The sequence below is a fragment of the Streptomyces sedi genome (assembly GCF_006335015.1).
GTDB lineage: Bacteria > Actinomycetota > Actinomycetes > Streptomycetales > Streptomycetaceae > Streptomyces > Streptomyces sedi.
In genome coordinates this window covers 93,309-116,397 of the sequence record NZ_VDGT01000021.1, presented here as the reverse complement: position 1 = coordinate 116,397, position 23,089 = coordinate 93,309, and the positions used below count along the sequence as shown (strand labels likewise).

24 protein-coding genes and 1 tRNA gene are annotated in these 23,089 nt (G+C 71.3%); 9 read left to right on the top strand and 16 right to left on the bottom strand.

What is annotated here, in order from left to right; genetic code table 11:
• Positions 1-208 precede the first annotated feature (208 nt).
• The gene (locus tag FH715_RS23415) at positions 209-1,522 is read left to right on the top strand and encodes a DNA cytosine methyltransferase (protein WP_211367747.1); all 1,314 of its coding nucleotides are present in this window, start codon (positions 209-211) and stop codon (positions 1,520-1,522) included.
• Positions 1,519-2,283, top strand: a complete 765-nt coding sequence (locus FH715_RS23410) for a very short patch repair endonuclease (protein WP_246108920.1) — start codon at positions 1,519-1,521, stop codon at positions 2,281-2,283. Before FH715_RS23415 ends, FH715_RS23410 begins: the two co-directional genes overlap by 4 nt.
• 82 nt (positions 2,284-2,365) lie before the next feature.
• Here the strand turns inward: FH715_RS23410 and FH715_RS23405 are convergent, their stop codons facing one another.
• Genes FH715_RS23405 through FH715_RS23390 form a run of 4 tightly spaced genes read right to left on the bottom strand, consistent with a single transcriptional unit; the run spans position 2,366 to position 3,919 of the window.
• The gene (locus FH715_RS23405) at positions 2,366-2,680 is read right to left on the bottom strand and encodes a hypothetical protein (RefSeq protein WP_246108919.1); all 315 of its coding nucleotides are present in this window, start codon (positions 2,678-2,680) and stop codon (positions 2,366-2,368) included.
• Complete coding sequence (locus FH715_RS23400) at positions 2,677-3,180, bottom strand: helix-turn-helix domain-containing protein (RefSeq protein WP_139648555.1); 504 nt, start codon at positions 3,178-3,180, stop codon at positions 2,677-2,679. The genes FH715_RS23405 and FH715_RS23400 overlap by 4 nt, the downstream gene beginning before the upstream one ends.
• On the bottom strand, positions 3,177-3,524 hold the full coding sequence (locus tag FH715_RS23395; RefSeq protein WP_139648553.1) for a hypothetical protein: 348 nt from the start codon (positions 3,522-3,524) through the stop codon (positions 3,177-3,179). The genes FH715_RS23400 and FH715_RS23395 overlap by 4 nt, the downstream gene beginning before the upstream one ends.
• A complete protein-coding gene (locus FH715_RS23390; protein WP_139648551.1) occupies positions 3,521-3,919 on the bottom strand; it encodes an ATP-binding protein in 399 nt (132 codons plus the stop codon). Before FH715_RS23390 ends, FH715_RS23395 begins: the two co-directional genes overlap by 4 nt.
• A 213-nt stretch (positions 3,920-4,132) precedes the next feature.
• On the opposite strand from FH715_RS23390, the gene FH715_RS23385 reads away from it, so the two are divergent.
• Both FH715_RS23385 and FH715_RS23380 read left to right on the top strand, forming a co-directional pair.
• Positions 4,133-4,447: a putative quinol monooxygenase gene (locus FH715_RS23385; RefSeq protein WP_139648549.1), complete on the top strand. Its 315-nt coding sequence runs from the start codon at positions 4,133-4,135 to the stop codon at positions 4,445-4,447.
• On the top strand, positions 4,437-5,663 hold the full coding sequence (locus FH715_RS23380) for a helix-turn-helix domain-containing protein (RefSeq protein ID WP_139648547.1): 1,227 nt from the start codon (positions 4,437-4,439) through the stop codon (positions 5,661-5,663). Before FH715_RS23385 ends, FH715_RS23380 begins: the two co-directional genes overlap by 11 nt.
• 230 nt (positions 5,664-5,893) lie before the next feature.
• Here the strand turns inward: FH715_RS23380 and FH715_RS23375 are convergent.
• The 7 genes from FH715_RS23375 to galU form a co-directional block, all read right to left on the bottom strand.
• Positions 5,894-5,967, bottom strand: a tRNA-Ala gene (locus FH715_RS23375).
• Between the two features lie 81 nt (positions 5,968-6,048).
• Entirely contained in the window at positions 6,049-7,041 is a 993-nt protein-coding gene (gene sepX / locus FH715_RS23370) for a divisome protein SepX/GlpR (protein ID WP_425472771.1), read from the bottom strand.
• A gap of 514 nt (positions 7,042-7,555) precedes the next feature.
• A complete protein-coding gene (locus tag FH715_RS23365) occupies positions 7,556-8,245 on the bottom strand; it encodes a GNAT family N-acetyltransferase (RefSeq protein ID WP_139648543.1) in 690 nt (229 codons plus the stop codon).
• The gene (locus tag FH715_RS23360; RefSeq protein WP_246108917.1) at positions 8,242-8,727 is read right to left on the bottom strand and encodes a MogA/MoaB family molybdenum cofactor biosynthesis protein; all 486 of its coding nucleotides are present in this window, start codon (positions 8,725-8,727) and stop codon (positions 8,242-8,244) included. The genes FH715_RS23365 and FH715_RS23360 overlap by 4 nt, the downstream gene beginning before the upstream one ends.
• Positions 8,724-9,203, bottom strand: coding sequence for a cyclic pyranopterin monophosphate synthase MoaC (gene moaC / locus FH715_RS23355; RefSeq protein ID WP_139648540.1), 480 nt, complete (start codon positions 9,201-9,203; stop codon positions 8,724-8,726). Before moaC ends, FH715_RS23360 begins: the two co-directional genes overlap by 4 nt.
• Before the next feature lie 43 nt (positions 9,204-9,246).
• Positions 9,247-10,563 carry a molybdotransferase-like divisome protein Glp gene (gene glp, locus FH715_RS23350; RefSeq protein ID WP_139648538.1) on the bottom strand — a complete coding sequence of 439 codons (1,317 nt, stop codon included), beginning with the start codon at positions 10,561-10,563 and terminating at the stop codon, positions 9,247-9,249.
• Positions 10,532-11,443 (bottom strand): UTP--glucose-1-phosphate uridylyltransferase GalU, encoded by a 912-nt coding sequence (gene galU, locus FH715_RS23345; RefSeq protein ID WP_139648536.1) that lies wholly within the window; start codon positions 11,441-11,443, stop codon positions 10,532-10,534. The genes glp and galU overlap by 32 nt, the downstream gene beginning before the upstream one ends.
• A gap of 242 nt (positions 11,444-11,685) precedes the next feature.
• On the opposite strand from galU, the gene FH715_RS23340 reads away from it, so the two are divergent.
• Positions 11,686-12,297, top strand: coding sequence for a 5-formyltetrahydrofolate cyclo-ligase (locus FH715_RS23340; RefSeq protein ID WP_139648572.1), 612 nt, complete (start codon positions 11,686-11,688; stop codon positions 12,295-12,297).
• A 63-nt stretch (positions 12,298-12,360) separates the two neighbouring features.
• Here the strand turns inward: FH715_RS23340 and FH715_RS23335 are convergent, their stop codons facing one another.
• Positions 12,361-15,126, bottom strand: coding sequence for a penicillin acylase family protein (locus FH715_RS23335; RefSeq protein ID WP_139648534.1), 2,766 nt, complete (start codon positions 15,124-15,126; stop codon positions 12,361-12,363).
• A gap of 180 nt (positions 15,127-15,306) precedes the next feature.
• On the opposite strand from FH715_RS23335, the gene FH715_RS23330 reads away from it, so the two are divergent.
• The 4 genes from FH715_RS23330 (at position 15,307) to mscL (ending at position 18,308) form a co-directional block, all read left to right on the top strand.
• Positions 15,307-15,705 carry an FmdB family zinc ribbon protein gene (locus tag FH715_RS23330; RefSeq protein WP_139648532.1) on the top strand — a complete coding sequence of 133 codons (399 nt, stop codon included), beginning with the start codon at positions 15,307-15,309 and terminating at the stop codon, positions 15,703-15,705.
• Entirely contained in the window at positions 15,702-16,586 is an 885-nt protein-coding gene (locus FH715_RS23325; protein ID WP_139648530.1) for an S-methyl-5'-thioadenosine phosphorylase, read from the top strand. Before FH715_RS23330 ends, FH715_RS23325 begins: the two co-directional genes overlap by 4 nt.
• Before the next feature lie 552 nt (positions 16,587-17,138).
• Positions 17,139-17,618 (top strand): hypothetical protein, encoded by a 480-nt coding sequence (locus tag FH715_RS23320; protein WP_139648528.1) that lies wholly within the window; start codon positions 17,139-17,141, stop codon positions 17,616-17,618.
• A 132-nt stretch (positions 17,619-17,750) separates the two neighbouring features.
• Positions 17,751-18,308, top strand: a complete 558-nt coding sequence (gene mscL / locus FH715_RS23315) for a large conductance mechanosensitive channel protein MscL (protein WP_281290773.1) — start codon at positions 17,751-17,753, stop codon at positions 18,306-18,308.
• Between the two features lie 35 nt (positions 18,309-18,343).
• Here the strand turns inward: mscL and FH715_RS23310 are convergent, their stop codons facing one another.
• From FH715_RS23310 to FH715_RS23295, 4 genes are all read right to left on the bottom strand, one after another.
• Complete coding sequence (locus tag FH715_RS23310) at positions 18,344-19,003, bottom strand: AMP-binding protein (RefSeq protein WP_139648526.1); 660 nt, start codon at positions 19,001-19,003, stop codon at positions 18,344-18,346.
• 342 nt (positions 19,004-19,345) lie between these two features.
• Positions 19,346-20,881, bottom strand: coding sequence for an MFS transporter (locus tag FH715_RS23305; RefSeq protein WP_139648524.1), 1,536 nt, complete (start codon positions 20,879-20,881; stop codon positions 19,346-19,348).
• 186 nt (positions 20,882-21,067) lie between these two features.
• A complete protein-coding gene (locus tag FH715_RS23300; protein ID WP_211367746.1) occupies positions 21,068-21,715 on the bottom strand; it encodes a TetR/AcrR family transcriptional regulator in 648 nt (215 codons plus the stop codon).
• Between the two features lie 358 nt (positions 21,716-22,073).
• Positions 22,074-23,084 (bottom strand): sigma-70 family RNA polymerase sigma factor, encoded by a 1,011-nt coding sequence (locus FH715_RS23295; protein WP_139648522.1) that lies wholly within the window; start codon positions 23,082-23,084, stop codon positions 22,074-22,076.
• Positions 23,085-23,089: the final 5 nt, after the last annotated feature.

Sequence of the window (23,089 nt, the reverse complement as noted above, 5' to 3'; positions counted from 1 at the left end):
CTGTCCAGGCCGTCGCCAGCCTGCTGTCCCATCAGCAGTCCGCGGACCTGACGTCGACACGGCAGAGGTGAACACCGAGCCCCGCCGCCATCCTCGATGCCTCCCTGCCTACCGTGCACGAGCTCGTTAGTGAGTGTGTTTCCCAAGGTGAGAGGTCCGTTTCACGAGTCGCTCGTTAAGATCGGAAACTCCGCGGTATGCTTCGGGCATGGCTGATCAGGGGAAACGTAGGACCAAGGGCGGGACGTCTGTTGAACTCTTCGCGGGTGGGGGCGGCCTAGCCATGGGCGTCCACAACGCGGGTTTCCGGCCACTCCTGGTCAACGAGTTCGCCAAGCGGGCCTTGGAGACGCTGACCGAGAACGGGGCGGCGCCCCGCGACCCTGAGGACGCGTCAATGCCCAAGCCGGGCAAGGGTCGTCCGGGACTCCGTGCTGAAGGCTGGCCCCTCGTGCCAGGGGACGTGCGCCGCATCCCCTCGTTCGAGTTCCTGAAGGACGCGGAAGTGGACGTCCTGGCCGGCGGCCCGCCCTGCCAGCCGTTTAGTTTGGGAGGGGTGGCCAAGGGGGACGAGGATGAGCGAAACATGTTCCCGGAGATGTTCCGCGCCATCCGTGAGATGCGGCCCAAAGCTGTCATCTGCGAGAACGTGCGTGGCCTGCTCCGTCCTTCCTTCAATCCGTACTTCGAGTACATCAAACGGGAGATCAGTCTTCCGTTCGTCCAGCGAGGCGAGGGCGCTACGTGGGAGGAGCATGACGCGGTCCTGCGGAAGTTGCTCAAGGACGGTTCGGTGGACCCATCCGAGCGATACGACGTCGTACATGTTCCGGTGAACGCGGCTGACTACGGGGTGCCGCAGATTCGACACCGTGTGATCATCGTCGCGTTCCGCGCGGACCTCGGCGTGGAATGGGACAAGCACAAGCCGGACCCCGGGTACTCGGAGGCGGCCCTCATCGATTCCATGCACGATGGGACGTACTGGAAACGGTACGACGACGTGCCTGGTATCGACTTGATCCGGGAGCGGGTCGTGGCCACCTTGCCGCCTGCCTCCCTTGTCCCAGACGGCAAGAAGCCATGGCGCACGCTGCGGGACGCGATCGCCGGTGTAGACGGGAACAAGCCCCTTCCGCCAGTGACGGTGGAGCAGGTGCGCGGGAAGCTAGTGGTCGATGACATTCCCGATCATATGGGGTGGCCGGGCGCCCGCGCGTACGCCGGTCACACTCCGAACGAATTGGATCGCCCAGCGAAGACCGTCAAGGCTGGCGTGCACGGAGTGCCCGGAGGGGAGTCTGTGATGCGGCTGGACGACTCCACCTTCGACGGCACCGGTTACCGGTACATGACCGTGCGCGAGACCGCCCGCGTGATGACCTTCCCCGATGATTGGATCCTCGCCGGGCCACGTGGTGAGAAAATGCGTCAGCTCGGGAACGCTGTTCCCGTCCGACTCGGTGAGGTCTTCGCCGAGGCCGTCCGGGCCGCGCTCGATGACGCTGAGGGGCGGGCGTGACCGAGGTGACCAGTGCCCAGCACGGTTGGAGTGATCGCCTCCCGCCGGAACGGGCCTGGAAGCCGAAACAGGGTATGTCCCGCACGGTCCGGTCTGCGGAGCAGGACCGTGCTGCGGGAGGTCGTCATGGTCGCGTCGTCGTGCTGGATAAGGAACGACGGGCTACCGGTTCCATAGCGCTTCGTGTCTACAGGCGAACCCGCCGCATTCGGGCGTACCTGCGATGGTCTGAGCAGGGCCGTACCCGGGAGCGCTATGTCGGAGAGGTCAACCGCGCGACACGGGCCGCGAACCTCGTGCAGGCTTGGGCGATGGCTCGTGCTGCTGGCCTCGTCCGAGATGAAGTCCTGCCCGCCGGCTCCAGAGCTTCGTCCACGGCCGTTCGCGCTGTGATGACCGCCAACAAGGGACGTGATACCAAGCCGGAACGGCTCCTCCGGTCCGTTCTCTACCGCCAGGGCCTTCGCTATCGTGTCAATGCCCGCCCTCTCCCCGACCTCCGACGCACGGCTGACATCGTCTTCCTCAAGGCCCGTGTCGCTGTCTTCGTCGATGGGTGTTACTGGCACGGTTGCCCCGATCACTACCGGCCGGCGAATAAGCGTTCCGACTTCTGGCGCGAGAAGATTCAAGGCAACCAAATCCGTGACGCCGACACTGATGCCCGTCTGCGCGAGCAGGGTTGGACAGTCGTGCGAGTCTGGGAGCACGAATCCGCGGATGCGGCGGCAATCAAGGTTCTCGCGGCCCTTGATAGGTAGTCACAGTGTAGTGCGAGTGTCCTGGCCGCCGCTGCCGTGCGCGCCGCGCTTGCGCGGCGCCTTGATGTCGTAGAGAAGGTTGTTACGCGCTGGGCTTGCGGTGTTGTCGTTGGCGGTCGCGTTCGATTTCGTAGGCGATGGTCTCGGCGCAGTCCAGGACCATGCGGAGGTCGTTGAGGATTGTGGTTCTGGCTTGGTGGATGAGGTCGTAGTGGTCGGGGTTGGGGCAGGTGGGGGTCCAGAAGCCGCGGTGGCTGTGCTTGTTGATGACCAGCTGGCAGTAGCGGACGACGGAGTCCATGGCGCCGGTGATCTCGTAGCGGTAGCACTCTTCCGTCTCGGGGTGCAGTTCCGGGAGATGGGCCTTGTCGGTGTCGGTGTCGTGGTCGGTCGTCATGGGGTGTGGGTGGGGTGGATGGTGGTGGTCTCGTTGATCACGCGGATGTTGTGGCCGGTGAGGGTGATGCGGCCTTGTGGGGTTTGGTGGTGGGGGATGGTGCGGGCTCGGGCCATGGCTCGGATCTGATGCGGGGTGTAGGGGAGCCAGCGGGCGGCTTCTTCCGGGGTGTAGTGGAAGAGTTCGCCCTCCTCGCTCGTGGGCGCGGGGAGGTCGCGCGGGTTGAGGAGCGGTTGTTCGCCGGGGAGGTCTGCGGGGCGAACGAGGTCGTGTGCGGGGACGTCCAGGACGCGGGCGAGGAGTTCGATGGTGCGTTGGCTGGCGCGGACCTTGCCGTGTTCGAGGCGGAAGAGGTAGCCCTTGTCCAACCCGGCTCGGTCGGCGAGTTGTCGCAGGCTGATGCCCTGGGTGGTGCGGATCGCACGGACGGCCGTCGCGTTGGGGCTGAGCACACTGGCGGAGCGGCCATGCCTACGGGATTGGTCGGTGGGGTGGGTCATGAGTGGTCTCCGGTGGGGCGGGCGGTCAGCAGGTAGTGGACCGGGGGCTCGTGCACGGTGTGGCTGTAAAGCCCGCCGGCGGCGAGTTGGTGGAGGGCGTCTTCGCGCTCGGACCGGTCATGCAGCCACGCCCGAACCGGGCGGGCCTGGTGGGGGTCGAGCTGTTCGGCTATCTGCCGGGCTCGGTGGTGGAGCCAACGCAACGCAAGGCGGGGCGTGGTCGCGCGGTGGGTGCCGAGCCAGAAGGCGCGGCCGGTGGGGAGTTCGTAGGCGATCGCCTCACACCAGAACTCGACCGAACGAGTGTGCAGCGTTCGACGGCCCCGCGTTCCGATGTAGGTCAACACGGGGCTGGTAGCGCAGCGTTGAGGGGGAGTTCGGCGGTGACCGTGTGGCCGGTCTCGTCGCCCGTGATCCGCACGACCGTCGCGCACGCCGTCACCAGGACCAGGCCCCGGCCGCCCGTGCTGCTCTCCGGCGCGTGAGTCACCTGCGGTCGGCTGGCCGCGCCCCCGTGGTCCGTCACCGAGACCGCCACAGCTTCGGCGGTTCGCTCGATGGTGAGGGTGAAGGTGCTGTGGGCGCTGGCGGTGTGGGTGATCGCGTTCGCGCTCAGTTCGGAGACGACCAGGGCCGCGTCGTCCCGGCACGGTGCCTCGTTCAGGATCTCCCGCGTCCAGTGGCGGGCTCGGCTCACCTCCTCCGGGTGTCCGGAAAAGGTGCGGCGGTAAGTCGGCATCACGTTCCTCCGTCCGTCGGTGACCTGCGAGTTTTCGCGTCCGAAGGTGCGGTTCCGATGACGCGGGCCACAGTGAGGCGTAGAATTAGTACTAGCACCGTACCCAATGTACGCGCACCGGAAGTATGCCATCGTACTTTTCGTGCGAGTTGCTGCGCGCATAGCGTGGCTGCGGGCGCGGTGCCCGTCTGATGTCGAGAGAGAGGAACCGCCATGTTCGGACTGATGGTGCGCTTCACCTGCAAGGACGAGGCGGCGGCAGTCGAGTTCGACGAACTGGTCGCCCGCACCGGGGTGCAGATTCGTGCGAACGAGCCGGGAACGGTGATCTACACGGTGCACCGCGTTGACGGGCAGCCGCTTCAGCGGATCTTCTACGAGCTGTACCGCGACGTGGCGGCGTTCGAGACGCACGAGTCGCAGGACTATGTGATCCACTTTCTCGCCGAGCGGAACAAGTACCTGGCCTCGACCGAGGTCGATCGTCTGGACTTCGTGTCCGGCAAGGGCGTCGACGTTGAGCGCTGACGACTACGAGAAGGCGCTGGGCCGGAAGATCGCCCGGCATCGCAAGCGGCGCGGACTGTCGCAGAAGGAGTTCGCCGCCCTGCTGGAACGGTCGGAAGCCTGGATCTCGCAGGTGGAACGCGGCGTGCGCCGCATCGACCGGATGACCGTTCTGGAGAAGGTCGCCGAGGCCCTGGACATCCCGGTCGCCGAACTGGCCGCCGAGGCGCCCATCGTGGCCTCGGTCGTCGAGGGGGAGGCGCCCGGGGCCTCGCGGCTGCGGATGGTGCTCAGTACCGCGCACTCGTTGCGGGCCGTGCTGGGGCAGTCCGAACCGCCGGACGTTCCCGCGCTGCGGGACGGGGTGGATCGCGCCTGGTCGCTGACCCACGAGGGCAATTACGCGGATCTGGCCGAGCTGCTGGAGGGCCTGGTCCCACGGCTGGAGTCCGGCACACGCGCCGGGGTCTCCGATGATCAACGAGCGGAGCTGTTCCGGCTGTTGGCCGCGATGTACCACACGTGCAGCGCCGCCCTGGCGAACATGGGTGAACCGGAAGCGGCCTGGATCGCCGTGGACCGGGCGGTGGTGGCCGCCGAGCGAGCAGGCGACCCGTTGCTCATGGCGGCCGGCGAGTTCCGCCTGTCCATCGTCTTCATCGGCGCACGCCACTACGGGCAGGCCGCCCAGGTCTCCGGCAGCGCCGCCGACGCCCTGGTGCCGCTCGCCGAGACGGGGCAGCCCGAGGCCGTTGCCCTGCGCGGGGCCCTCACCCTGCAACGCGCCCTCGCCGCCGGCCGGTTGAACCAGGCGGACGACGCGTACGCCCACCTCCGGCAGGCCAAGGAGCTGGCCGAGCGGATCGGTGAGGGGCGCAACGACTACCACACCGAGTTCGGACCGACCAACGTCGCGCTCCACGAGGTCGCCGTCGCGGTGGACCTCGGCGACGCGGGTGTCGCCCTGCGCGCGGCTCAGGCGGTCGATCCCTCCGGCCTGTCCCTGGAACGGCAGGCGCGGTTCGGCATCGACCTCGCCAAGGCGCACACCCAACGGCGCCAGGTGAACGAGGCGGTCTCAGCACTGGTGAGTGTGCGTCAGACGCTGCCGGAGATGTTCCGCGCCAAGCCGGCCGTCAAGCAGGTCGTCTCCGACCTGATGGCCATGAGCCAGCCGCCGTCCGATCAGCTTCGGTCGCTGGCCGCCGAGTTGGGCGCACCGGAGAGGCGAGCCTGACGCGGGCGGATGTCGGCGTTGGTGATCACCCCGGACGTCGGCCGACTCGCGAGGGTCCCGTAGGGCGCTCCGCAAGCTCGGCCGGCACCTCGGCGGAGCGGCACAGGACCCAGCTGGGACCCAGTGGCTGTTCTTCGCTGCTCGCACCCACGCCAAAGCCCCCGCCGGATCGACGCCGACGGGGGCTTTGGCTGTCCGTTCTACCTGGTCTAGTGAACGGCCCTTGTCTGTGGACCTGAGGGGATTTGAACCCCTGACCCCCTCGTTGCGAACGAGATGCGCTACCAGGCTGCGCTACAGGCCCGTGTGGACGCCAGAACTCTAACACCCCCGGCCGGGTGGGTCGAAATCCGTTGGGGGAGGCCCGGGGCCGGGCGGCGGTGGGCTACTCGCCCGCCGCCCGGCGGTGGTCGTCGTCGGCGTACTGGTCGAAGAGCGGGGTACGCTCCGCGCCCCTGGGCTCGCGGGCCTCGGTGCGGGGCGCCGGCGGCTGCTGGGGGGTGCCGGCCGTGGTGGAGCGGGCGGCGCTCCACGCGTCGGGAGCGTCGCGGTCGACGCCGCGCCGCGGGGTGCGCGGCGCCACCGGTGCCTTCACGTAGGTGGGCAACGGCACCGGCGCCGGGTCCCAGCCCTGGGCCGCGTCGCCGGCGGTGGTGCCCTGGTCGCGCTGCTGGTCGTCGACCCACTCGGCGTGGTCGGTCTGCTCGACGATCGCCCGCGCCGGCTTCTCCGGTACGGCCGCCGCGTTGGCCTGCGTGCGTTCGCGCAGGCGGCGCGCGGCCTCCTCCGCGCGCCTGCGGTCTACCGCGACCGCCCAGCGGCGGCGCTCCTGGCCGCGCAGGTGAACGATGTACGCGACGAGCAGCAGTCCGGGGATCGCCGGCAGCCAGAGCAGCCCGGGGCTGGTGGAGACCGCGAAGATACCGGAAAGAGTGAAGGCCAGAAACAGAACCATGGTCGTGCGCCGGCGGCGCACGAGGACCTGCGCGCGCTGGTTGCCGTTCCCCGGCTGTGCGCCGGAGGAGGGTCTTCCTCCGCTGCCGCCCCGCGATGCCTCGCCCTTCGGCGCGCGCCCCCGGCTCGGGGCCTCGGCGGTGGCCCGCCCCACGTCGGTCACGGGCTCGGCGAAGGCCCGGAGGTCGGCTGAGCCGTCCGGGGCGGTGGGCTCGTCGGGCTCTTCCGGGCCGTCCTCCGCTGAGTCCCCCTGCTCGGCCGGTGCGGGCGCGCGCTTACCGCGCGTCAGCAGCCGGATGGCGGTGCTGAAGCGTTCCGTCGGGCGGGAGTCGTTCAACTCGTCCTGCCGGCGAAGCCACATCGGCACGAGGTACGCGGCCCAGGCCCCGACGATCATTGCGAAGATGAGGCCACTGCTGCTCACGGTCACACCGTAGAGGGGCCGACGGGGGTCCATCTGCCAAATTGGGCGGTGTGTCGCACGATCAGGCGGTCATCCTGGGGCTTTCGTCGGATTGTTATCAAGTCGTCCGCGCGTTCGGCTGTCCGCGTGGCCTTCCTCACTCCGACGTGGGGTCGAACGTCATACCGGCGGTAATGCCGCACTTTGGGTCGTATCGCGGGGTGTGGCCCAGCCCCGTGGCTCAGCCCCGTGGCTCAGTCCCGTGGCTCAGTCCCGTGACCCGGGCCGTTGGTCCGTGTCGTTGACCCGTGTCGTTGACGCGAGACCCTGATCCGTGTCGTTGACGTGAGCCGTTGACCGGTGCCGCACCCCGTGGCGACTTCCGCGCGCGCGGTCCGGGCGCCGCCTTCCCGTGCGTGCCGGGCGCCTTCCCGGTGCGTCACCCAGCGCGTTCCGAGTGGTTTCCGAGCGCGGTCGCCCCCCCCGTCGAGCCTTCCCGCGGCCTGCCGAGCCGGCAGCCCCCGAAAGCGCTCTCCTACCGTGGGGGAGAGTCCCGCGCCGACCCCTCGGCGTCCCCGGTCGCGCGGTGCGGTGGCGGTGGCCCCTCTTCGGACAGGGCGCTGTTCCGTTGGCGCCAGCGGCGCACCAGGCCCTGGGGGACCTCCTCGGCCGTCAAGGCGAAGACAAGGTGGTCGCGCCAGCCGCCGTCGATGTGCAGAAAGCGGGGGCGCACGCCCTCCTCGCGGAAGCCCAGCTTCTCCACCACGCGCCGGCTGGGCCCGTTCTCCGGGCGGATGCAGACCTCCACGCGGTGCAGCCCCAACGAGTGGAAGCAGTGGTCGACGGCGAGCGCCACCGCCGCCGGCATCACGCCGCGGCCGGCGACGGAGCGGTCGACCCAGTAGCCGATGTGCGCCGAGCACATCGAGCCCCAGGTGATGCCGGCCACCGTCAACTGCCCGGCCAGCTGCCCCTGGTAGGTCACGACGAACGGCAGCATCCGCCCCGACTGCGCCTCCGCCCGCAGGTGCCGCACCATCTGGCGGAACGTCGGCCGACGCGGCGCCAGATGGCCGTGCGGAGGGGGCGGAATGGTCGCCTCCCAGGGGCGCAGCCAGTCGCGGTTGCGCTGGTTGACCTCGCGCCAGGCGCGGTGGTCGCGCAGTCTGATGGGTCGCAGTCCGACCTCGCCGAGGGCCAACTCGACGCTCCAGGAGGCGTTCACGACGGGTGGTCGCCGCCGCGCAGCTGGTCGACCGCGTGGCGCAGCAACGGGCGCAGCACCGTGAGCCCGTCCCGTACGCCGCCGGTCGAACCGGGGAGGTTGACGATCAGCGTCCGCCCGGCGACGCCCGCCAGCCCGCGCGAGAGCGCCGCGGTGGGCACCTTCTCCCGGCCGGCGGCGCGGATCGCCTCGGCGATGCCGGGGATCTCGTGGTCGAGCACCGCGCGGGTGGCTTCGGGCGTCGCGTCGGTGGGGGAGATGCCGGTGCCGCCGGTGGTGAGCACCACGTCGTAGCCCTCGGCGACGGCGGCGCGCAGCGCCTCGGCGACCGGTTCGCCGTCGGGCACCACCACCGGCCCCTCGACGGCGAACTCCAGCTCGGCCAGCCCCTCGACCAGCAGCGGCCCGCCGGTGTCCGGGTAGACGCCGGCGGCGGCGCGCTGCGAGGCGGTGACGACCAACGCCCGGTACGCGCCGCTCACCGGGCCCTGCTCCAGTCGCCCGAGGCGCCGCCGGTCTTCCGTTCGACGCGGATGTCGGTGATCACCGCCGCCTTGTCGACCGCCTTCACCATGTCCACGACGGTGAGGGCGGCGACCGAGACGGCGGTGAGCGCCTCCATCTCGACGCCGGTGCGGTCGGTGGTGCGGACCTCGGCGGTGATCTCCACCGCGTCGTCGGCGACCTCCAGGTCGACCCGCACCCCCGAGACGGCCAGCGGGTGGCAGAGCGGCACCAGCTCGGGCGTGCGCTTGGCGCCCATGATGCCGGCGATCCTGGCGGTCGCCAGGGCGTCGCCCTTGGGCACTCCCGCGCCGCGCAGCAGCGCGACGACCTCGGGCGCGACCAGCACCCTTCCGGTCGCCCGCGCGGTGCGGTCGGTCGTCGCCTTCTCGGAGACGTCGACCATCCGAGCCGCACCGCTGTCGTCGATGTGGCTGAGACGAGGGGTGTTCATGACCGGTTACGGTACTCCTCCGCCGCGTCCGGCAGCACCCTCGTCAACCCAGCAGCACCACGGCGAACTCCCCGCCGGGGGCGGCCTCGGTGACCCGCTCGGGGATCTCGATCAGGGCGTCCGCCCGGGCCAGGGCCGCGACCAGGTGGGAGCCGGCGCCGCCCACCGGGCGCACCGTTCCCCGGTCCGCGCCGTCGGCCGGCGGTTCGTAGGTGCCGCGCAGATACTGCCGCCGGCCCTCGGGCGAACGCAGCGGGGCGTCCGTGACCAGCCGCGCCGTGGTGCGCGGGCGGTGGAGGGCGCCGGCCGGGTGGCCGGCCAGGGCGCGCAGCGCGGGGCGCACGAACAGCTCGAACGACACATAGGCGGAGACCGGGTTGCCGGGGAGCGCGAACAGCGGCGCGCGCGCCGGCCCGAGCAACCCGAAGCCCTGCGGCTTCCCCGGCTGCATCGCGAGCCGGCGGAACGCGACCGCGCCCAGTTCGGGGTCCAGGTCGGTCAACGCCTCCTTGACCACGTCGTACGCGCCGACGCTCACCCCGCCGCTGGTGACGAGCAGGTCGGCGCTGGCCAGCTGGTCCTCCAGCGTCGCCCGCAGCGTGCCGGGGTCGTCGGCGACGGCCGCGACCCGGTGCGCGAAGCCGCCGGCGTCCCTGGCGGCGGCGGCCAGCATGAAGCTGTTCGAGTCATGGATCTGCCCGGGGCCCAACGAGGCGCCGGGCGGGACGAGTTCGCTGCCGGTGGAGAGCACGACGACGCGCGGGCGCGGCCGGACGGGGACGCTGCCGCGTCCCAGCGCGGCCAGCAGGCCGAGCTGCGGCGGCCCGAGCCGGGTGCCGGCGGTCAGCGCGACCGCGCCGAGCGCCGCGTCGCTGCCCCGGGGGCGCACGAACTGGCCGTGCGCCGGCGCGCGGTGGACCCGCACCTCGGGGCCGGCCGGACCGGTCATGTCCACGGCCGGCCCGCCGCCGGTGCCGCCGTCCGTCCACTCGACGGGGACCACCGCCTCGGCACCGGGCGGCAGCGGCGCGCCCGTCATGATCCGCGCCGCCTGGCCCGGTCTGACCTCGGGCAACGTTCCGCTGCCCGCCGCGACCTCGCCGATCACGGTGAGCACCGCCGGAAAGTCGTCGCACGCGCCGTCGAGGTCGGCGACGCGCACCGCGTAGCCGTCCATCGAGCTGTTGTCGAACGGCGGGAGCGCCGTGGGAACGGTCACGTCCTCGGTGAGCAGGCAGCCCTGGGCGTCCAGCAGCGGCAGCTCGATGGGCTCCAGCGGGCGGATCGCGGACAGCACGTCGGCCAGGTGCTCGTCGACGGACCAGATCTCAGTCAAGGCGAGGCAACTCCTCCGCCACATAGGTGCGCAGCCAGGAGCGGAACTCCGGGCCGAGGTCCGGCCGTTCGCAGGCGAGCCGGACGATGGAGCGCAGGTAGTCGGCCCGGTCGCCGGTGTCGTAGCGGCGGCCCTTGAAGGCCACGCCGTGTACCGGGCCGCCCAGCCCGGGGTCGGCCGCCATCGCCTGGAGCGCGTCGGTGATCTGGATCTCGCCGCCCCGCCCCGGAGCGGTTCTGGCCAGTACCCGGAACACGGCCGGGTCCAGCACATAGCGGCCGATGACCGCGTACGAGCTGGGCGCCTCCTGGCGGCTCGGCTTCTCGACCAGGCCCGTCACCCGCAGCACGCCGTCGGGCGCCGGCTCGACCGCGGCGCAGCCGTAGAGGTGGATCTGCTCGGGCGCGACCTCCATCAGGGCGATCACGCTTCCGCCGTGCCGCTCCCTGACCTTGATCATTTCGGTGAGCAGCGGGTCGCGCGGGTCGATCAGGTCGTCGCCGAGGAGCACGGCGAACGGCTGGTCGCCGACGTGTGGTTCGGCACACAGCACCGCGTGGCCCAGGCCCCTGGGGTCGCCCTGACGGACGTAGTGCATCGTGGCGAGGGCGGTCGACTCCTGGACGCGGGAGAGCCGTTCGCTGTCGCCCTTGCGGCGGAGCGCGTCCTCCAGCTCGTAGTTGCGGTCGAAGTGGTCCTCCAGCGGCCGTTTGTTGCGGCCGGTGACCATCAGGACGTCCGTGAGTCCGGCCGCCGTCGCCTCCTCGACCACGTACTGAATCGCCGGTTGGTCGACCACCGGCAGCATTTCCTTGGGTGTGGCCTTGGTCGCGGGCAGAAACCGAGTGCCGAGACCAGCGGCGGGAATGACAGCCTTACTGATCCGAGGGCGCGCTGAGGTCATGCCGGTCACTTTATCCACCTGGCCTGGGCGTTCCCGACACTTGCCCCGAGGGCGTCGTGTTGTGAACAGTTTTGGCGGGTGGGTTACCTGAGGGTTACGACCCGGTGAGTGAATGGCGTGGTGGAAGGGATATTTGTGAAACGGGAAACGCGAGAGGCGCCGCGGAGCGGGTCGGCGTGGAACGGCGTGCGGCGGAACGCGCCGCCGCGGCACGGGAGCGGCGACACGGCGGGGGCGGGCGGATGTCGGTGACCGAGCCGGCCAGGCTCAAGCGCGAGCTGCGGCGCGACCTGCTGGCGGTGCGGGCGGCGCTCGCCGGCGACGAGGTGGCGCACGCCGGCGAGGCGCTGGCCGAACGGGTCCTGGAGCTGCCGGAGTTGGCCGAGGCCGGCACGGTGGCCGCGTATGTCTCGGTGGGGCGTGAACCGGGCACCGGGGCGCTGTTGCGCGCGCTGCGCGAACGGGGCGTGCGGGTGCTGCTGCCGGTGCTGCTGGCGGACGACGACCTCGACTGGGCGGAGTTCGAGGGGCACGGCCGTCTGGTGGAGTCGGAGCACGCCGGGCGCGTCCGGCTGCTGGAACCCGCCGGGCGCCGGCTCGGTCCCGACGCGGTGACCTGGGCGGATGCCGTGCTGCTCCCCGGCCTCGCGGTGGACGCGCGCGGGGTGCGGATGGGCAGGGGCGGCGGTTCCTACGACCGGGCGCTGGCCCGGCTGGCCGGCGCGGGCGTCGATCCCGCGCTGGTCGCGCTGGTCTACGGTCACGAGGTGGTCGACGTGCTGCCCGACGAACCCCACGACCGGCGCGTGCACGCGGCGCTCACCCCGGAGGGCGTGCACCGGTTCACGCGATGAGCCGGGCGCGTCGGCCCGGCTCATCGCGCGCCCGTCGGCCGGGCGCCCCTCCGCGTGCGCCCGTCAGTCCTCGCCGCCGCCGGCGGCCGGGGTCAGGGTGAGGGTGTTCGTCGACCGCTCGCTGACCGCCTCCTGGCTGCTGGGCCAGGGCAGGTACTCGCCCCTGGCCCAGAGGTCGGTCTGGTCGGTGTAGTTCGAGTGGTAGGCGTGGCCCGAGGCGCCCGTCAGGTTGATCCAGAGCGAGTCGTCCAGATCGTCCAGGTTGACGACCATCCGCATCGAGGGCACCCAGGTCACGTCGTAGCCGCCGGCCGCGTTCCAGCCGGTGGCGTCGACGGCGTCGGCGCCACCCGACATGTTCCACGGGCCGCGGTTGAGCAGCCACTGGACCGGCCCGGGGCCCTCGGTGCCCAGGGTCTGGTTGTTGAGCATCAGCTGGTGCAGCCGCCCCCAGCTCCAGGTGTCGATGTCCTTGCCCAGCTCGGCGGTCAGCTCCCAGCGTGCGTCACGCATCGCCCTGGCCAGCAGCTCGTCGCGGTTCTCGGCGCCGGGGCCCTCGCGGGTGGTCTGGGTGGTCCACCACTCGTTCTCCGGCTCCTCCAGCAGCCCGCGCACCACCTCGAACCAGCGGTCGCCGCCGTCCGGCTGGGCGGTCTCGCGGGAACGCTCGCCGCACTCCTCGACCAGCCGCTCCTCGCCGTCCAGATTCTCCAGGGGTTCGGAGTCGTCGGCCGGCCGTACCCACAGGCACTGGTCCTCGACGCGCAGCTCCTTGGGCATCTTGTTGCCGAACGCCAGCTTGAGGAGGTTGCGCCAGACCGCGTTGTAGTAGGCGGCGCCGGGGGAGTCGGAGTCCTGGCTGAAGTCCCAGCCCTCCAGCAGCTCCTGGGCCTCGCGGACATAGCCGTCGGAGACGTCGATCTCCAGCAGGTAGGGGACCAGTTCCTTGGCCATCTCGTTGCTGTTGTCCAGCTGGATGTCCTGCATGTCGCCCATGGAGATCTTGCCGCCGTCCTCGACGGTGGTCCTGATCAGGTCCTCGATCCGCTGGCTGCGGGTGCCGTAGCTCCAGTCCTCGGTCAGATGGTGGTCGTACTCGTCCGGTGAGATGACCGCCTGGTTGGCCGTGACGATGTAGCCGCGCTCCGGGTTGTACTCCCAGGGCAGTTCGTCCTGGGGAATGAACCCGGTCCAGTCGTACGAGGAGTCCCAGCCGGGGGAGGGGTAACGGCCGTCGCCCTCGCCCCTGATCGGGATCTGGCCCGGGGTCTGGTAGCCGATGTTGCCCTCGGTGTCCGCGTAGATCAGGTTCTGCGCGGGCACGGCGAAGTCCTGCGCGGCGGCGCGGAACTCGTCCCAGTCCCGGGCCGCGTTGAGCCCGAAGACGGCGTCCATGGTGCGGGAGGGCTGGAGCGCCGTCCAGTTCAGCGAGACCGCGTAGCCGCTGCCCCGGTCCGGCGCGCCGGAGTCCACCGGGGCGCTGCCGCCGACCCCCTCCAACTCCTCGTGCCGGTCCGAGACGATGGGCCCGTTGACGGTGGAACGAACGGTGATCTCCCTGGTCTCCCCGCCGGCCACATGAATTTCCTCGGTCCGCGTGTCGTACGGAATCTGCTCACCGTCGCGCACGTACTTGCCGTGGTCGAGCTTTTCCAGACGCAGATCGGTCACGTCGGCGCCGAGGTTGGTCAGCCCCCAGGAGATGTCCTGGTTGTGGCCGATGACGACCCCCGGCATTCCCGAGAAGGTGAAGCCGGAGACGTCGAACGGGCACTCCGCGCTCACCTCGGAGCAGTGCAGCCCCATCTGGTACCAGACCCCCGGCAGCGAGGGTGCCAGATGGGGGTCGTTGGCCAGCAGCGGCTTGCCGGTGGTGGTGTAGTTGCCGTGCACCACCCAGGAGTTGGAGCCGATGCCGGCTCCGTTGGTGCCGAGCAGCGCGGGGATCTCGTCCAACGTCTGGGCGAGTGAACCCAGTTGGGTGGTCACCCCGCCCGCGGCCTCCTCGACGCCCGTTCCGTCCTCGACGCCTGTGCCGTCTCCGGTACCCGTTCCGTCTCCGGCGCCCGTTCCGTCCTCGACGGGGACGTAGGCGCCACCGCCGGCGTCGTCCGCGCCGTTCTCGGTCACGATCGGGCGGTTCCGGTCGTGCGGGTACTCCGGGTAAAGCTCTTCGATCTGTTCCGAAGTGAAACGTTCGGTCAGAAAGGCGCGGTCGATCTCGTCCTCCATGTTGCCACGGAGGTCCCAGGCCATGGCCTTGAGCCAGGCCACCGAGTCGACCGGTTCCCACTGGTCGGGGCGGTAGTCGTTGATCAGGTCCAGGGCGGCGTACTCGACCGAGAGCTCCTCGCCGCTGTTCTCGTCGAGATAGGAGTTGACGCCCTCGGAGTAGGCGACCAGGAACTCCTTGGTCTGCTCGGAGAGTTCGTTGTCGAACTCCTCCTGGGCGATCTCGTGCCAGCCGAGTGTGCGCAGAAAGGCATCGGTCTCGACCTGATCCTCACCGAACATTTCCGAAAGCCGACCGGCGGTCATATGCCGCCGCACGTCCATCTCCCAGAAGCGGTCCTGGGCGTGCACATACCCCTGGGCGCGGAACAGGTCGGTGGCCGATTCGCTGTAGAGCTGGGGAATGCCGTTGGCGTCCCGCTCGACCGTCACGGGCGCGGACAGACCGTCGATCGCGATCTCCCCCGAGGTCTGGGGGAAGGAGGCGCGCACGGTGGAGACACTCCACCAGGCGCCGTAGCCGACACCGGCCACGAGCAGCACAACGAGCGCGATCACGATCAGACGACCGCGTCGCCTGGGCTTCTTGGCGGGCATCTCTGTCCTTCACAGGGCAGCTGAGCGGGTGGAAGCAACCATAGACATACGGCCACTGGGGTGAGCCTACGGGGAGCGTGACGACGGGGTCACAGGCGACTGCGGTGGACTTCCGGCACCGGAATGTTGCACGATGGGGCGTCGTTAGCACTCCACAGTGCAGAGTGCCAGGAGGAAGACGTGCCGACCTATCAGTACCAGTGCACCGCATGCGACGAGGGTCTTGAGGTGGTGCAGAAGTTCACCGACGACGCCCTGACCGAGTGCCCCAGCTGCCAGGGGCGGCTGAAGAAGGTCTACTCGGCGGTCGGCATCGTCTTCAAGGGCTCGGGCTTCTACCGCAACGACAGCCGTGGCGCGTCGTCCAGCGGCGGCTCCTCGGGCGGCTCGTCCGGTGGGGCGAAGAGCGACAAGGGGAGTGACTCCTCGGGCGGTTCCTCCACGTCCTCGGGCTCGTCGGACTCCTCCGGTTCCTCGGGCTCTTCCGGATCCGTCGGCTCGTCGTCGGCTTCCTCGGGGGGCGCCGGCCTGACCAGTGGCCCCTCGAAGGGCTCGGGCAAGGCTGCCTCCGCCGCATGAGCGCGGCCGAAACCCCGGGACGGCGTCCGGTCGTCCGCGCCGAGGGAGTCGCCGAACACACCGCCGAGATCGGCGTGATCGGCGGCTCCGGCTTCTACGCCTTCCTCGACGATGTGACCGAGATCACCGTCGAGACGCCCTATGGAGCGCCGAGCGACTCGCTCTTCCTCGGCGAGATCGCCGGACGGCGGGTGGCCTTTCTGCCCCGGCACGGCCGCGGGCACCATCTGACCCCCGCCGGCATCAACTACCGCGCCAACCTCTGGGCGCTGCGGTCGGTCGGGGTGCGCCAGGTGCTCGGACCGTGCGCGGTGGGCGGGCTGCGACCCGAGTACGGCCCGGGCACGCTGCTCGTGCCCGACCAGCTGGTGGACCGGACCAAGAGCCGGCCAGGCAGCTACTTCGACGGCGAGACACGCCCCGACGGGCAGCGCTCCCAGGTGGTCCATGTCTCGTTGGCCGACCCGTACTGCCCGGCCGGGCGCCGGGTGGCGCTCGACGCGGCGCGCGGGCGCGACTGGGACGCGGTCGACGGTGGAACGATGTGCGTGATCGAGGGGCCCCGCTTCTCCACCCGCGCCGAGTCCCGCTGGCACGCGGCGCAGGGCTGGTCGGTCGTGGGCATGACCGGCCACCCCGAGGCGGCGCTCGCCCGCGAACTGGAGCTCTGCTACACCTCGATGGCGCTGGTCACCGACCTGGACGCGGGTGCCGAGGCCGGCGAGGGCGTCTCCCACGCCGAGGTGCTTGAGGTCTTCGGGCGCAACGTGGGGCGGCTGCGGGAGGTCCTCTTCGACGTCGTCGGCGCGCTGCCGGAGCGGCGCGACTGCCCGTGCGGCTCGGCCCTGGGCGGCCAGGCCACGGGGATCACGCTGCCCTGAGCGGGCTGGCGGCGGCTCGCGCGGGTGTGGGGGTCCGGGTCCCCCCGGGGCCCGATCCCTCACGCGGTCCGGGGCCTCGTGCGGTCTGGTCCCCCACGGGGTCCGGGTCCCCCGGGCCCCCACGGGGTCCGGGTCCCCCGCAGGGGCCGGGTCCCCCGTAGGTCTTCAACGGGGTTGATTCCAGGCGGCGTTCGGGCGTCCGTCAGTCGTGACGGCGTCGCTTCGCCGGGGTCTCCGTGTCACTCGTTCGGGTGACGGGGTTTTCCACAGGTGCGGGGTTGTCCACAGGGCTGAGCGAGATTCGCGCGGAGCGGGCAGGGTAGCGCCGTGAACACGTTCGGCAAGCGTTCCAGGACCTCCTTCTCGCGTCTCTCCCGCTCTTCCGGCCCCTCCGAGCCCGCCGTGGGCTCCGCGCGCGCACGCCCCTCGGGGACGTGTTCCGCCGCCCCGCCCGCACCGGGGCCGGACGGCGTGACGGTGCCGCCGTTCCCACCGATCCGGGCGCGCGGCGCGCGGCGCTGGCCGTGGCGGCGGGCCCGTCGTGGACGTCTGGTGACCGGGGTCTCGGCGCTGGCGTGCGCGGCCGTGCTGGCGTCGCTCTCCCAGGGCGGGCCCACGGCGGCACCGAGCGAGAAGCCCCAGGTCGGCGACGGTGAGGACGGCCCCGGCGCGACATCGGTCGGCGCGCGGGCGCGGGCGGCCGAGCCGCCGCGGCCGAGGGAGATCGAGCTGTCGCTGCGGGTCGCCGACCCCGGTGCCGTCGGGCCGCTGACGGTCGGCGACCGGGTCGACGTGTACGCCGCCGAGGGCCGGGCGGGCGGGGGCACGCCCGACGCCGCGGCGGGCGGCGACGCGCGGCTGGTGGCCCGCGGGGCTCGGGTGGTCCAGGTGGGGACGCCTTCCGATACGGCGGAGTACGGTGGCGCCTCCGACGGTCCCGGCGGGCGGCTGGTCGTCTCCGTCGACGAGGAGACGGCGGCGGGGCTCGCGGGCGCCGCCGCGGGTTCCCCGCTGGTGGTGGCCCGGTGGTAGGGGCGCTGGTGCGGCGGTTGCTGGACTGGACAGCCCGTCGACGCGTGAGGCACGGTGACCGCCACGGACAAGCGAGACACTACGGACCGCCCGGCGCCCCGCGCCCGGGTGAAGTGGCAGGAAGGCACCACGGTGAATCAGGAAGATCGGGGCGGCGAGCGCAGGCTGGCGGGCGTGCGGAACACCCTGGACGGGTTCAGGGAGTTCCTGATGCGGGGGAACGTCGTCGACCTGGCAGTCGCCGTGGTCGTCGGGGCCGCGTTCACGAACATCGTGAACTCGGTCGTCGAGGGCGTGATCAATCCGCTGGTCGGGGCGTTCGGTACCCAGGACCTGGACGCCTACGAGTCCTGTCTGCGGGGCGACTGCGCGGCGGGCGAGGGCATCCCGATTCGCTGGGGTTCGGTGATCAGCGCCTCGCTGACCTTCCTGATCACCGCGGCGGTGGTCTACTTCCTGATGATCCTGCCCATGACCCGGTACCTGGAGCGTCGCAAGGCGAGGCAGCCGGTGGAGCCGGAGGGCCCGACCGACGTGGAGCTGCTGGCGCAGATCCGCGACGAGCTGGTGGCGCTCCGCGCGGGGAGCACGACCGACGGCGGCGCCGTCGCGGTCGGCGCCCAGCGGCCGGCGCCCGGCCCGGAGGCGGGCGACGGACCCGAGGGCCAGGGCTCGGACGGCGCGAGGTAGCAGAGGTAGCACGGGGGCGCGGCGGCCCCACCGGCTCAGATGTGGTGCGGGGGCCGCTCGTTGATCAGCCGCATCAGGTTGCCGTCGGCGGCGTCCTCGGCGGGGCCCTCGCCCCAGCCGTGGTCGCTGTCGTCGGAGGAGCGCCCGCCGAGCGGGTCGTCGAAGACCAGCCGGTTGGTGCGGTCGTCGTCCAGGCGCATGTCGCTCATGCGGCCAGGATAAGGCCGGGGCGGCAGGGTGCGGGGCCGCAGTTCCTCGTGCCACCAGCGGTCGCGCCCCGGCTCCCAGGGGACGGGCCGGGCGAGCTGCCTGACCACCAGCACGGTGCGGACGTCCGGGCAGTCGCCGAGGACGCGGTGCAGGGAGGTCTTGACGGGGTAGACCCGCTCGTCCATCTCGCAGGCGTCGGCGCAGACCACCACCCGGGCACCGCAGTTGTTGAGCCGGTCCCGGACGAAGCCCGGGTTGTCGCCCAGAGGCAGGGTGATTCTTCGCGCGCCGATCTGGAGGCAGGCGAGGGTCACCACCACCGACTCCAGACACATGGGCAGTTGCACGGCGACCGCGTCGCCGCCGCTCACTCCGTGGCGTTTCAGTGCGGCTCCGGCCTGCTCACCGAGCCGCAGCAGCTGCGCGTGAGTGAGCACGTCCGCAGGACCGGACCAGCGTCCCCGGCCATGTTGATCTCCCGACATGGCACCAGACTCGTCGGTGGCGTTGGACATTCGATAAACACCGTATCGACGGGATTCCCGCGGTCGTTCATCGCCGGACCGGCCCTCCCCGGCCTCTTCGACTCCCGGGACGTCCGCGCGGCCTCCCTGCCCTCGCCTCCTGGAGGGGCGGATGGCCCCGGAGCGTCGGCGCGCGTCCGGGACCATCGCACCCTCCACGCTGCCGCGCCCGGCCCCGCCTCGGCAACCGGAGCGGTCGGCCGGCCGGGGGCGGACGCGAGGGCGCGCGGGCCGGCCGCTTCCGCGACCGGTGACCGCGCGCCCCGTGGCTGTCCCGGCGGGTGCCGGGGGTGGCCGCCGGCGTCAGTGCGCCATGACGGGGGCGGGCTGCTGGTCGGCCTCGCCGTCGCCGGCGACCATCTGTCCCTGGCTCCTCGGGGCGTTGATCAGTGTGAAGGCGATCACGGAGGCCGCCGCCACGATGGCGAAGGCCCACCAGATGGCGACGCTGTAGCCGTGCACCTCGGACTCCAGGCCGAGCCGCAGCTGCTCGGCCTCGTTGGAGGTCCCGGCGATCCGGGAGGCGAGGTAGCTGCTGCTGGCGCTGGCGGCGATGGTGTTCAGCAGGGCGGTGCCGATCGCGCCGCCGATCTGCTGGGCGGTGTTCACCATGGCCGAGGCCACACCGGCGTCGGTCGGGCGCACCCCGGAGGTGGCCAGGCTCATCCCCGCCATGAAGTTGGTGCCCATGCCCAGGCCGAGCAGCAGCTGGGCCGGCAGGATCACCGCGGCGTACGAGGAGTCGAGGTCGAGCTGGGTCAGCCAGAGCATCCCGAGCGCCGCGACGGCCAGCCCGGAGCCCATCAGATAGCGGGGCGCGAGCCTGGTCGTCAGGCGGGGGGCGATCTGGGTGGAGCCGATCACCATGCCGACCACCATCGGCAGGAAGGCGACACCGGTCTCGACGGGGCTGTAGCCCCTGATCATCTGGAGGTACAGCGTCAGGAAGAGGAACAGCCCGAACATCGCGATCACGGAGAGCCCGAAGGCCAGATAGGTGCCGCCCCGGTTGCGGTCGGTGATCACCCGCAGCGGCAGCAGTGGCGCCTTCACGCGGGACTCGACGAGGACGAAGGTGATCAGCAGTACGGCGGAGGCGACGAAGCTGGCGACGGTCCAGGTCTCGGTCCAGTCCTCGTGCTCGGCGCGGCTGAAGCCGTAGACCAGCGCGACCAGGCCGAGGGTGGCCAGCAGCACCCCGGGGACGTCGAGCGTCGAGCGGTTGCGCGCCTCGGCGGGCTCGCGGATGACCGTCACGGCGCCCACGATCGCGAGCACGGCGAAGGGGACGTTCACATAGAAGGTCCAGCGCCAGTCCAGGTACTCGGTGAGCGCCCCGCCGAGGAGGAGCCCGACGGCGGCGCCGGCACCGGAGATCGCGCCAAAGACGCCGAATGCCTTGGCCCGTTCCTTGGCGTCGGTGAACATCACGGTCAGCAGCGACAGCGCGGCCGGCGCCAGCAGGGCGCCGAAGACGCCCTGGAGCGCCCGCGCGCCGAACATCATCAGCTCGTTCTGGGCCGCGCCGCCGAGGCCGGAGGCCACGGCGAAGCCCACCAGCCCGGTGATGAAGGTGCGCTGCCGACCCCACAGGTCGGCGATCCGGCCGCCGAAGAGCAGCAGGCCGCCGAAGGCCAGGGCGTAGGCGGTGATGACCCACTGGCGGTTGCCCGCCGAGATGCCCAGGTCCTCCTGGGCGGTGGGCAGGGCTATGTTCACGATCGTGCCGTCGAGCACGACCATCAGCTGCGCGAGGGCGATGTAGAAGAGGGCCTGCCAGCGCCTGGGGTCGGCGCCGAGGGGCGGCGTCTTGTCCAGGGCGGCGTTCTGGGATGTCATCGGGGCGTTTACCTCATATCGGGCGCATCGTGGGATGGCCGGAGTGACGGAAGTGGTGCGAGTGATCGAAAAGGGCGTGAGGGGCCAGAGCCGGAGGGCGCTGGTGCGGTCGGAAGGTGGTTCTGGTGGGTGAGACCGGCGCGCGAAGGGGAACTCAGCGGTGAGTGCCGTCTCGCGCGGGGCCGGTCAGTGGCGTTCGTCCTTGAGGTCGGCCAACTGGATCGCCTCGCCGGGCAGTTGGCTGCGCGACGGGGTACGGAGGCCGTCCAGGAAGATCTGTAGATGGCGGCGGGCCATGTCGCCGTCCCGCACACAGGTCTTGCCCGGCAGCGTGAGGGTGAGCCTGCTGATGGCGATCAGCAGATCCCCCGCGCCGACGTCGGGGCGCAGCTGCCCCGACGCGTGGGCCCTGGCGAGCAGCTCCTCCGTGACGCGCAGCACCCGCTCGCGGCTGGCGGCCAGCTGAGGCCCGTCGACCTCGGTGGCGAAGCTCAGCAGCCAACACAGCCCGCCGATGCGCTCCCGCGCCGAGTCGAGGACCATCCTGCTCAGCGCCTCGAACGGATCGGTCTCGGCCTCCAGCGCCTGTCGGGCCCGCTCGGTGATCTGGTCGCTGACGTGCATCAGCACATGCAGCAGGAGCGACTCGCGGTCGGGGAAGTGCCGGTAGAGCGTGGCGTTGCCCACGCCGGCGCGTCGAGCGATCTCGTCCAGGGCCACCTCGTGCCCCTGCTCGACGATCGCCTCCCGCGCCGAGGCGAGGATGCGTTCCCGGTTACGCGCCGCGTCGGCGCGCAACGGGGCGCGCGTCGCGCCGACGGTGGTGCTCTTCACGGGACTCCCCCGAGGTCGTGGCCGCCGTGCGGCCCGCACCGAGCGGGTGCGGAGCGCGTGGTGGGTCTTGATGGATGGCAACAAGCGGGGAACGTCTCCCCGGTTGCCTGTTCGCTGGTCTCAACGGGGAGGAAGTCCCCGGTTATTTCGCCCAGTGCTGTGTCGCCCGTCACACCGGCCCCGGACAGCGCTCGGCCCCGGTGCCGCGGGGCACCGGGGCCGTCGAGGAGCGCTCACGGTCGGGCGGGCGCCGTCCGGCGCGCCCTGCCGGGAGTGGGGACGGTCGTCGACGCGACGGCGCCGCCCCGTGGACGCGCGGGCGGGGAAGTCACCCGCCCGCGGTCGGTGGCCGGCGTCGTCAGGCCGCCGCGTCGAAGCCGGAGTCGCTGGCCATGCGCTTCAGCTCCAGCAGCGCGTGCTTCTCGATCTGCCGGATGCGCTCCCGGGTGAGGCCGTGCTGCTTGCCCACCTCGGTGAGTGTGCGCTCGCGCCCGTCCTCGATGCCGTAGCGCGCCCTGATGATGGCCGCGGTGCGCTGGTCGAGCCGGCCGATCAGGTCCTCAAGACCCTCCCGCCGCATCATCACCAGCACCGACTGCTCGGGCGAGGCCGCGGAGGTGTCCTCCAGCAGGTCGCCGAACTGGGTCTCGCCCTCGTCGTCCACCGACATGTTCAGACTGACCGGGTCGCGCGCCCAGTCGAGCACGTCCTGTACGCGCTCCGGCGTGGAGCCGAGCTCCGAGGCGACCTCGGTCGGCTCCGGCTCGCGGCCGTGCTCGCGGTTGAACTCGCGCTGGACCCGCCGGATGCGGCCCAGCTCCTCCACCAGGTGCACCGGCAGCCGGATGGTGCGCGACTGGTCGGCGATCGAGCGCGTGATCGCCTGCCTGATCCACCAGGTGGCGTAGGTCGAGAACTTGAAGCCCTTCGTGTAGTCGAACTTCTCCACCGCCCTGACCAGGCCGGCGTTGCCCTCCTGGATCAGGTCGAGCAGCGGCAGTCCGCTGCGTGGGTAGCGCCGCGCGACGGCTACCACCAGGCGGAGGTTGGACCGGATGAAGCTGTCCTTGGCGCGCTCGCCCTCGCGGACCAGCTCCGTCAGCTCCTCGCGTGAGGCGGAGGCCGAGGCCGCCCCCTCCACCGGCTCCTCCAGCCCCTCCAGCAGACGCCGCGCGTACAGCCCCGCCTCGATGGCGAGGGACAGCTCGACCTCCTTGGCCGCGTCGAGCAGCGGAGTGCGCGCTATCTCGTCGAGGTACATGCCGACGAGGTCGCGCTCCGTGGCATCGCTGCTCGCGCTGGACCGGACACTGCCCGTCGCGACACTGTCATCGGTGTCCTGACGCCGGGCGACGGCACGGGTTGCCATACGTG

What these genes read in the sequence shown, in the direction of transcription:
- FH715_RS23415 (WP_211367747.1), top strand. Translation starts at nt 209, where the DNA reads ATGGCTGATCAGGGGAAACGTAGGACCAAGGGCGGGACGTCTGTTGAA.
- FH715_RS23405 (WP_246108919.1), bottom strand. Translation starts at nt 2,680, where the DNA reads ATGACGACCGACCACGACACCGACACCGACAAGGCCCATCTCCCGGAA.
- FH715_RS23400 (WP_139648555.1), bottom strand. Translation starts at nt 3,180, where the DNA reads ATGACCCACCCCACCGACCAATCCCGTAGGCATGGCCGCTCCGCCAGT.
- FH715_RS23390 (WP_139648551.1), bottom strand. Translation starts at nt 3,919, where the DNA reads ATGCCGACTTACCGCCGCACCTTTTCCGGACACCCGGAGGAGGTGAGC.
- FH715_RS23385 (WP_139648549.1), top strand. Translation starts at nt 4,133, where the DNA reads ATGTTCGGACTGATGGTGCGCTTCACCTGCAAGGACGAGGCGGCGGCA.
- moaC (WP_139648540.1), bottom strand. Translation starts at nt 9,203, where the DNA reads ATGAACACCCCTCGTCTCAGCCACATCGACGACAGCGGTGCGGCTCGG.
- glp (WP_139648538.1), bottom strand. Translation starts at nt 10,563, where the DNA reads ATGTGGCGGAGGAGTTGCCTCGCCTTGACTGAGATCTGGTCCGTCGAC.
- galU (WP_139648536.1), bottom strand. Translation starts at nt 11,443, where the DNA reads ATGACCTCAGCGCGCCCTCGGATCAGTAAGGCTGTCATTCCCGCCGCT.
- FH715_RS23340 (WP_139648572.1), top strand. Translation starts at nt 11,686, where the DNA reads ATGTCGGTGACCGAGCCGGCCAGGCTCAAGCGCGAGCTGCGGCGCGAC.
- FH715_RS23335 (WP_139648534.1), bottom strand. Translation starts at nt 15,126, where the DNA reads ATGCCCGCCAAGAAGCCCAGGCGACGCGGTCGTCTGATCGTGATCGCG.
- FH715_RS23325 (WP_139648530.1), top strand. Translation starts at nt 15,702, where the DNA reads ATGAGCGCGGCCGAAACCCCGGGACGGCGTCCGGTCGTCCGCGCCGAG.
- FH715_RS23310 (WP_139648526.1), bottom strand. Translation starts at nt 19,003, where the DNA reads ATGTCGGGAGATCAACATGGCCGGGGACGCTGGTCCGGTCCTGCGGAC.
- FH715_RS23305 (WP_139648524.1), bottom strand. Translation starts at nt 20,881, where the DNA reads ATGACATCCCAGAACGCCGCCCTGGACAAGACGCCGCCCCTCGGCGCC.
- FH715_RS23295 (WP_139648522.1), bottom strand. Translation starts at nt 23,084, where the DNA reads ATGGCAACCCGTGCCGTCGCCCGGCGTCAGGACACCGATGACAGTGTC.